This is a genomic window from Caldivirga sp. MU80 (genome assembly GCF_001663375.1).
Lineage (GTDB): Archaea > Thermoproteota > Thermoprotei > Thermoproteales > Thermocladiaceae > Caldivirga.
In genome coordinates, this window is sequence record NZ_LCTF01000053.1 from 1 (window position 1) to 8,398 (window position 8,398).

Genomic DNA, 8,398 nt, shown 5'->3' on the forward strand with positions numbered 1-8,398 from the left:
AGCCTCCACGCCTCCGCTGCCGATGCCATTATTGCCGTTGCCTGTTCAACCAATGCCATGTACTTTATGTAGTTAATGACTGCTAATCCGCCTCCTATGAGTATTGGCGGTATTAGTGTGAGTATTATTGTTGCCGTTGCCCACAAGGCCTTAGAAGCCCTTGTTGTGGCTATGCTGGTTAACACTGAGTATGTGCCAATAAGCATTAAGTAGGCTATGATTAAGGCGGCCAAGGCTGGTATGGCTAATTTGGCTAGGAGTAGGGCTAGGCCTATGGTGAATGCGATAACCATGATGATTGGTACGAGGCCCCTAAGCAGCTTACTCAAAACCAATGCTACACCGAGGTATGTGTATAAAGCAAGCATTAGGACAGTAACGATGATTCCTGCAGTAGCAATGTTGCCCGGTGTGTAGAGTAGCCAGTAGGGCAGTGGCATCGGCATTACCGTGAGAACCGAAGTAAGTAGGGACCATAACGAGGATGCGAAACCCACAAAAACAAAGCCAAAATAGAACCAAAACAAGGATTTAACGTTCATGGGGGCACCATTACGAATTTTAACGAATGTTGAGTGCCATAATGGCTCTTAACCAATCTGCACCCATTGATTGTACTTGCACGTGACGCTCGCTGGACCCCCGTAGTAGTTTGTGGCGTTCAGTATGAAGCCGAATGTGGGTAAGCCGTAAACCGCCGAGGCATTAACCACGGAGATGTAGAGGCTCGTGCCGGTATTAACGTTGAAAAACTCTAGGTAGGTACTTGTCACGCTTGATGAGGTTGAAGGTGTTATTAGCATTGATGAAATACCAAGCGCCAAACCACCCAACCCAGTGCCAATCTCAGCCGCACTCAGGCTGTAGGCAGTATTAACACCACCGAGTGTTATCGCGTAGGCGGTACCTGATGTTGTACTAGCATTAGTAACTGGTCCGTTGCATTTATAGAGATACTCCTGACCTGTGTATACGAATGCTGCGTAATTAATAATTGATGCTGGGTATTCGAGGTAATGCTTACTGGCTAAGTAGTAGAGTAGACTTACCGGACCATTGCCATAATCAAGTACCATGCCAACGTAATTACTATTCGGTGGTATGTAAAGCACCTCGAAAATGGTTGCATTACCCAGGTGGTAAGTACCCATTGAGGAGCTCACAAACCACACGGTGTAATTAACAATAGCCCATGTGGCACCTCCATAGTACCAATACAGTGAGCCAGGCTGCGTAATCTGGGAACCAATAGTATACGTTGGACTGCTCAATACCCAGTTCTCGTTTGCGCTGTATGATATGCCTATGTCACCGTAGCCGGCAGCCATTGCGTCCCAATTTATCGTACCCGAGAAGTATATGTTAAGTTCGAATTGTAGCCCTTCATCGTTTTGTATTACGCCGTTGCTCAATGTTACCCATGTTGCTGGTAGTGATCCGTTGAAGCCTAGGCATGTGATTTCAGGCTTGAATGCTGTTTCTGGCGGCGGCTTGGGAGCACTTAAATAGCAGTCATAGGTTGTGTAATCACTATGATTACTGGGGAGTTGTAGGTTCACCGCAGTTGTGCCTGGCATTGCTGGAATTACCTCACTAGGCTTTATTGAGTTCACGTTGATGAAGGCATTAACGACTATGTACCTTGAGTTTTTGATAGCCCAAGCCACGTTGTATGGAATGACTAATGGCAGTATCCACGACTCGTTGCCCCTCACGTAGGTTATGAATATGAGCATTGATGTTTCATACTCACTGGATGACACGCCCAATAAGCCCAATAATACCCACTTATTAATTACGTACTGCCAATTCACGTTACTAAACGGCACAATTAAGGTTGTTGAGTAACCCATGGAGACGTGGACGATACCGTTCGGTGCATTGGCATAGACATCAATGAATGCATCCACGGGCTCAATAACCGAACCGTTGATAAGGAAAACCCTAACCAACAAGCCAGGAGGGACATTGGGTATGGGCTGCGATGCGTAGTAATCAACCTCACCAAACCCACCAATGTGAATTGAGGCTGTGAGTGACGGAGAGACACCAACACCATCAACAACCAAAACAACAATTGATGCAACAGCCAGGGCGATTACTAGTGGGGTGATCCAGATTGGTTTGAGTCTTTTTTCCAACACCAACCACCGGCCTCATCGTCAGCCGTCTCCTAAAAAGGCTTGCGCAAGTAAATTAAGTACACTATGCCCAACGGGAAAAGCCAGCAGATGGGGGAAACCAGGGGAGGGCTGGATTAGGCTGATGTGGAGTAGCCTTTTATGCCTAGGCATGGTTGTTGTGTTTGTGGGCAATGCAGGCACTCATCCCTACATTGCGGGTGGTGTTGGCTTCCTGTCCAGAGTTGTTAATGAGGTTATTGATTACCTGAGCAATGGTGATGTGCCTAGTCGCATGCTTAGGGATGGCATTAATAGGAGGGTTAGTGATGGTGTGAGTAAAATAATGGGTGTAGTCCATGTTAAGGGTCATAGGTGACCCTCAACAATTGGGTCCATACTCTCAAGGACAGCCTACACACTCCTCAAGGAAGTAGCGCTGGGCGTGAGGCATAGTAGGTTCGCTGCATCAACAGCCGAGTTCTGCGCCTACATCGATGAGGCTGAAGCCGTGATCTATGGGAGGAGGTTCGTGAGGTGCTTGAATGAGGAGGTTATGATAGACGTGTCGAGGGAGGTTGCGTCAATAAACGAGGCAATAAACAACAAACTATTCAAGAAATGGAAGGCACTACAGAGAGGCTTTGCTGGAGCCACGATAAAGCCTTATTAAGGCTAGTGAGTAAAGTAAAGTGGAAAGTGATGAGTCCCCGAGGTAGAGCGCCTTGGGTTTACCAAGGCGAATTCCTCGGGGATGATCCAGCCCCGTGAGTGTGAGTAGTGGACTGGCTGCTTGGGTGGATGCTGACGTACAGCGGCTCAGACTGCAAACTATGGCAATATGTCTATGGGAAGTGCAAAGAGTCAGAGCTATGCCGCAAAACCGCCGAGCTACTACCCGCAATCGGTTACGACCTAACCAAGCACAGGTGCTTCCAGTCATAAAATCAAACCAAGCCTAAACTCCTCAAAACCAAGGCTACCCAATCATCTGAGCTGCCTAGATGCCCATGCCCGTGCCTTTCCCCCTCCAAAGCCCAACCTCCCATCTCTAAATTTTCTTGATTTCTAGGTGGTATTGGGCCTCGGTGGGGAGTAGTGCGTGTGACCCAGGTGTCGCCGCGAGGGCGGCTACCGGGCAACCACACACGAAACCTGCCAAGGCCCGCTGGGTCTGGTGGCCCAGTATGGGCGTCAAAAGTCAGAAAGGGTCTGTGGGGCTCCAGGGCTCCCTGCTCCAGGCCCCAGCAGGGAGTCTTGGGGTCTACTTTAAAACCAGTGCATCCTGGGGCGGGCGTTCAAGCCCGCTGGGGCCTAATGCATCTAATGCTTCAATGGGTGAGCCACCATGAGCCCACAAACCCACGACCGTGGGGCGGGTAGGAGTTTGCTTGTGGAGGAGATTGAAAAAGCGCTGAAAGAGCGACTTGGTTGGAACGAAATTGTGATGGACAATATCATGTGGAAATACATTGGTGTTAGCGTGAATGAACTGATTACGTATGGAATAGACACGCATGCGTGGATAGAGATTCTACGCCACCTCAGTATAAACGATACATACATGTTAGGTGCGGTGCACGGTGACGTATTTGTAAGATCAACATCACGATCATGGTATGAGATATCAGCGAGTACAACAAGTTCGCCGGGTGTGTTATATTTTGAGAGGTTAACGAGATCGATAAAAACACCAACTGTTGAATTAACGACAAGAAGGAGGACGCCTAATGTGGTCTACGTAAGGTTCTATGTTAAATTAAGGAGGAGTGAGTGGCCGTGGTATGGCAAGGGTTACGAGACAATAAGCAGTTTTAATACAAGCGGCCTTTTAAGGTACCTAGCTGGCTTGGTGGATACGGATGGTATAGTTACATCCGAGAAGCAGCCGTATGGGTACAGATTCGAGATAGATATAACTTCCGCCAACATCGAATTTTTAGAGTTCCTTAAGAACATGGTTTATGAGAGATTGAGCATTACGGGCTCGATTAAAAAGTCTAAAGGGGATAGTAAATTGCGGTTTCGAAGTTTACAGGCTGTTCAGTTATATGAGGGATTGCGGCAATATCTGGCGCATCCAATGAAGAGGTTGAGGGCGGAAGTGTATTTGAGGTATTACAACAAAGAGTTGACAATAAAAGAGTTTGAGCATTTTTACGAGCTGCTGAAATACGATAATAATGGCAATGACCCAAAAAGGTACCATGCCGCAGACATACTCACCCAAGCGGCCCCACAAACTCACACCCACGGGGGATACCCTCTTCCGTTAAATCTCTAAGGCTAGTCATTAAGAATAGGGTTAAGACGTACATGAAAACCAGGACAAAAAAAGTTAAAAGCCTGCAGTGTATAACAGGGCTTGCGGGGGTGCCCGAGCTTGGTCAAAGGGGGCGGGTATCCCCGAATCTGATTGAAGGGGACCGCATTCAGGTCCCGTTGGCGTAGGCCTGCGTGGGTTCAAATCCCACCCCCCGCACCATGAAGAATAAACCTCTTCCTGCTTAATCCCAAGACTGCTTATGCACACATTACATCATGGTTCCGCTAGGATTGGTTTTGATTAACTAGTGCTAATATCATCCATATATATGTACTGTTTGGTGGTGGGTATTGGTAAGAGGGGCATGTGGATTATAATATTGGGGATGAAGTATAGCTCACCGATCTTGAAGGCGCCGACGTAGTATGAGATAACTGATAGTTCAAAGGGTGTTGGTTCTCAGTAGGTTTCATTACCTACAATGGTCCTGTTGGTTAACTTAACTGTGAAGAGTATGCACATTGCACCGCTAGGGTTTATCAAAGTGACTGTAGTGCGGTTTCTACCCACGGATGGCGTGCACCATGGCGTGTAATCCACCATGTAGCCATCAATCCTCACGGTGGTTTGGTTATAGAACTGTCTTGAGAATTGGTCTAGTAAGACGTAACCGTACTCCGTGTTACTCATGAGAATCACCGAGCCATTAACAACCCTAAGCGACAACTGAAAGTCCCTGAACCCTCCTAATTAGTTCTGAAACCCAAAGGCCGGTTGAATCAACGGTAGTGGAGTTAAACCCACCCTTAACTACATTAAACAATCCATGGTGCAAGGTTAAGTATGTAGCAATAGATATAACTGCAATTACCAATACCGCAAAAACTAAGACGACAACCCTACTCAACATCATAATCCTCTTTCTTAACAATATAAAGCCTTATACTTTTCTGCGAGATTCACTAGTTAAGACACTGGCCATCAGTCTCAAATCTCATGCAGTTATGAATCTCATAAGGATAAGATAAAAGGGATACAGATTATTACTAGAATACGAAGGTACTGAATAATGAAAACTCTAAGACAACATGAGAAACACTAATATCTCGGCAAAACAATCTTAAGGCTAGGTGTAGATAGTGCCAAGAAGTCGGCTTGAAGCTATTCATTGGAATGCATGGTCTTCGTCAGTAAGTATAGCATATGTGTACATGGGCGTTGTGCGCAATGGGATTCTGGTTACTACGACCCATAACACCGATAGCTGTAAACCTAGTATCGCTATCCCTTGCAGGCAGGGTAAGTAATGGTACTGCTAAGGCTTCTAGAAACTATGGTCTTATACAACCCATTACACCCGGTGGTCACATTAATGCACCCAGGTTTAATCCTCCGTCCCTAACCTTAAGGTTAATCCCCTTAACCTGCATAACATTTATTTCATCTATTCGATTCAATGCCCTCATACACTTTCACGTTCTTCAACAACATAAAACCTAGTTTCTACTTTTAACTACAGGAATCCCCTTTTCACCAACATCCCGCACTGTTGGAGTAAACCTTCCACCAGAACACCATGAATCGGTTCCTACAGGGTTGAGTACTTCTCTAAGTTACTTTAGGTTCCTCAAGTTTAAATTAGGCTAAGCGAAGATCATTATATGGTTGACATTAACAGGAAGTGCATTAAAGCCGGGTAACTGCATCACCCTTAGGGTCTAGACTTAGGTTGACCGTGCCACTTGGGCTAGTTCCGGCATTAGGCCCATTATAACCTGTTGGCGGCTTAGTGTCCTAAGCCAAACCCTACCAGGCCCCTCAATGTGGGCTAGCCATATGCCCTCCTCCCCGAAGAGCATTGTCCTTAAACCACCCACCCTCCTAACACCCACCCTCATACCATCCTCAAAGGCTAATACATGCCCAGCTTCAGCGTCAATAGCCTCCCCTGGACCCAGGTCTATGGTTAATGCATCACCGATGGCATGTATAAACACCCTACCTAAGCCCTTAAGGTGCGCCATGAGTAACCCCTCCCCACCAAGCCAACCAAAGCCCAACCCCATTAACTTAACGTCGTAATCAACGGTGGTCTCCATGGCCAGGAAACTCCTGTGCTCAACCATAACACCCCTTGAACCATCCAGGTCAATCTCAACCACCTTACCTGGGGCGAAGCCAGCCACGTTAGCCTCACCAGGTCCCTCAACCTCAAGCACGAAGAAGCTGGCCCCTGTTAAGGCCCTCTTAAGACCTGAAAGTAAGCCACCACCCGTGGTGGCCTTTAGGTTAACTGTGCTTGACTTCCATATTAGGTGCCCGCCTTCAACGTAAACCCTCTCTCCAGGGCCCATGTTTATGAGTAGGTGCTGTATGTCACTGCCCATTATCTTAAACTCAACCACATTAAACCTAATGTCCCTTAGTTTTAAAAGTATAACTTATTAATTTCATCTATAGAATCACGGGGGTTACTCTTTAAAGTCAGGTTAAGTTAGGGGTGCTATGCTTAGTGGTAAGCGGATTCTCATAGCCGGTGCTGGGCCGGGTACAGGCTCTGCCACGGCTTACTTGGCCTTAGTGAATGGCGCATCAGTGGCTGTCATAGCTAGGAATGAGGCTAGGCTTAATGCGCTTAAGGCAGAGTTATCCAGATACGGTAGGATAGAGGCGATTAGGGGTGACCTAAGCACGGCTAAGGGGGCTGTTTTTGGTTTTTATGATTGTTTGTAGTGTACATATTTATTAATGCCTAAGCCTCTTAGGGCTGTTAAGTAGGCTGATGTTGTGTGCCTGTCTAGTCCATGCTTCCTCATTAGTTCGTCGTGTTCTTTGGAGTTTGTTGTTCCCCTTGGATTCACGTATTTGGTCTCTATGCTGTATAGTGGTGCTTTCATGGCTATTCTCTCAATGATGGAGCTTCTGAATATTGAGACCTTATGATTGTAATTCTCATGATTTCTATCACCACTCCTAATCCACATTAGCCTCAGCCTACCGAGAACCTCTGGGTTTTCTAGGAACAAAATCCTAACACCGTGGTGGTAGGCGTAGTTGAGCATTTCATGAATCCTCACGCCGATTATGCTCCACGCACTGTGCTTGGGGAAGCCTCGTGCAGTTGCTTCACTGAACCAAAAAGTCCTGTGGTCTATTAGCCTACCCTCCTTATCAATGATTGCTAGATTAAACCTATCGGTGTTAACATCGACGCCACCAATGAGCTTGCCACTGTTTTTCTTATGCCTAGCCATGCGCTCATAATAAACATCCATTGGCACCGTCATGTGTACTTCACCACGAACCCACAATTGGTTACTTCTAACGCCGTAATCAGTAACCACAACCCTACCCATGTACTTGACATGTTCAAAAAGAACTGCATCAAGTAATGCTTTGTAAATCTTAGGTATTGTTGGCTTAACAACAACCCTGCCGGTTGATCCATCAAACCTAACAGTAGTCACGTGAAACTCATAGTTAGGCTTTAGGGTAGTGTTCCTGCTTGGGTATTCCAATGAGCTTTGCTGAAACATCAACCAATCACCCAACTCAACACCCCTAAAGTCAATGCTTAATTCCCTACAAGACTCGTAAACACCCATCACAAGAGTTATAACACCATCAGCATACCTCTCATTTGGAATAATTCCATATGCAATTTTCCTAAACATGTTCTTCCAACCAATCCTGCTCCCAGGCAGAACTTGCTGTTGCCTAGCTACACCTAACACTCTATGCGTGGCTATCTTGAACAACCACGCTGTCGACAGCAACTCCCTGGCTGCATCCCCATCAACATTAAACGGTAACTTAATGGTTAAGTAATCCACAAGGAGATATCTCCAGTTAAATTTAAAAACCTAACTCTAGCACCCCTAGTGGTTACCCTGGGTTTCCGAGACCCGCAGTGGCAAGGAACCCCTGGCGACAGGGCGGGAGCTGCTGCGGTGAGGGGGCCCAGGGAGACCGTCGAGAAGGAGACGGTGGAGGTTTAACACCTACCGCCTCC

At 46.7% G+C, this 8,398-nt stretch carries 11 protein-coding genes and 1 tRNA gene; 6 read left to right on the forward strand and 6 right to left on the reverse strand.

Annotated elements, in window-relative coordinates; translation table 11 throughout:
* On the reverse strand, positions 1-440 hold a 440-nt coding region (locus AAX04_RS11105; protein ID WP_156519837.1), incomplete at its 3' end, for a hypothetical protein.
* Between the two features lie 150 nt (positions 441-590).
* On the reverse strand, positions 591-2,141 hold the full coding sequence (locus AAX04_RS11110) for a hypothetical protein (RefSeq protein WP_238377874.1): 1,551 nt from the start codon (positions 2,139-2,141) through the stop codon (positions 591-593).
* 151 nt (positions 2,142-2,292) lie between these two features.
* On the opposite strand from AAX04_RS11110, the gene AAX04_RS11115 reads away from it, so the two are divergent.
* The 5 genes from AAX04_RS11115 to AAX04_RS12090 all read left to right on the forward strand — a co-directional run bounded on the left by AAX04_RS11115 (position 2,293) and on the right by AAX04_RS12090 (position 4,605).
* Positions 2,293-2,499 (forward strand): hypothetical protein, encoded by a 207-nt coding sequence (locus AAX04_RS11115; RefSeq protein ID WP_156519838.1) that lies wholly within the window; start codon positions 2,293-2,295, stop codon positions 2,497-2,499.
* Positions 2,500-2,565: 66 nt separating this feature from the next.
* Entirely contained in the window at positions 2,566-2,793 is a 228-nt protein-coding gene (locus AAX04_RS11120) for a hypothetical protein (RefSeq protein WP_066798290.1), read from the forward strand.
* 107 nt (positions 2,794-2,900) lie between these two features.
* Positions 2,901-3,065 (forward strand): hypothetical protein, encoded by a 165-nt coding sequence (locus tag AAX04_RS12085; protein ID WP_156519839.1) that lies wholly within the window; start codon positions 2,901-2,903, stop codon positions 3,063-3,065.
* A 448-nt stretch (positions 3,066-3,513) separates the two neighbouring features.
* Positions 3,514-4,404, forward strand: a complete 891-nt coding sequence (locus AAX04_RS11130; RefSeq protein ID WP_238377875.1) for an LAGLIDADG family homing endonuclease — start codon at positions 3,514-3,516, stop codon at positions 4,402-4,404.
* A gap of 83 nt (positions 4,405-4,487) precedes the next feature.
* A tRNA-Leu gene (locus AAX04_RS12090) sits at positions 4,488-4,605 on the forward strand.
* Between the two features lie 240 nt (positions 4,606-4,845).
* Here AAX04_RS12090 and AAX04_RS11135 read toward each other — a convergent pair.
* The 3 genes from AAX04_RS11135 to AAX04_RS11145 form a co-directional block, all read right to left on the reverse strand.
* Positions 4,846-5,076, reverse strand: a complete 231-nt coding sequence (locus AAX04_RS11135; protein ID WP_156519840.1) for a hypothetical protein — start codon at positions 5,074-5,076, stop codon at positions 4,846-4,848.
* A 25-nt stretch (positions 5,077-5,101) separates the two neighbouring features.
* Positions 5,102-5,296 carry a hypothetical protein gene (locus AAX04_RS11140; RefSeq protein ID WP_066798296.1) on the reverse strand — a complete coding sequence of 65 codons (195 nt, stop codon included), beginning with the start codon at positions 5,294-5,296 and terminating at the stop codon, positions 5,102-5,104.
* Positions 5,297-6,110: 814 nt separating this feature from the next.
* Positions 6,111-6,791: a TIGR00266 family protein gene (locus tag AAX04_RS11145; RefSeq protein ID WP_066798298.1), complete on the reverse strand. Its 681-nt coding sequence runs from the start codon at positions 6,789-6,791 to the stop codon at positions 6,111-6,113.
* A gap of 100 nt (positions 6,792-6,891) precedes the next feature.
* Here AAX04_RS11145 and AAX04_RS11150 point away from each other — a divergent pair, with 100 nt between their 5' ends.
* Positions 6,892-7,119: an SDR family NAD(P)-dependent oxidoreductase gene (locus AAX04_RS11150; protein ID WP_066798300.1), complete on the forward strand. Its 228-nt coding sequence runs from the start codon at positions 6,892-6,894 to the stop codon at positions 7,117-7,119.
* On the opposite strand, the gene AAX04_RS11155 is transcribed toward AAX04_RS11150, so the two are convergent.
* A complete protein-coding gene (locus AAX04_RS11155) occupies positions 7,104-8,219 on the reverse strand; it encodes a hypothetical protein (RefSeq protein WP_066798302.1) in 1,116 nt (371 codons plus the stop codon). The genes AAX04_RS11150 and AAX04_RS11155 overlap by 16 nt on opposite strands.
* Between the last annotated feature and the right edge of the window lie 179 nt (positions 8,220-8,398).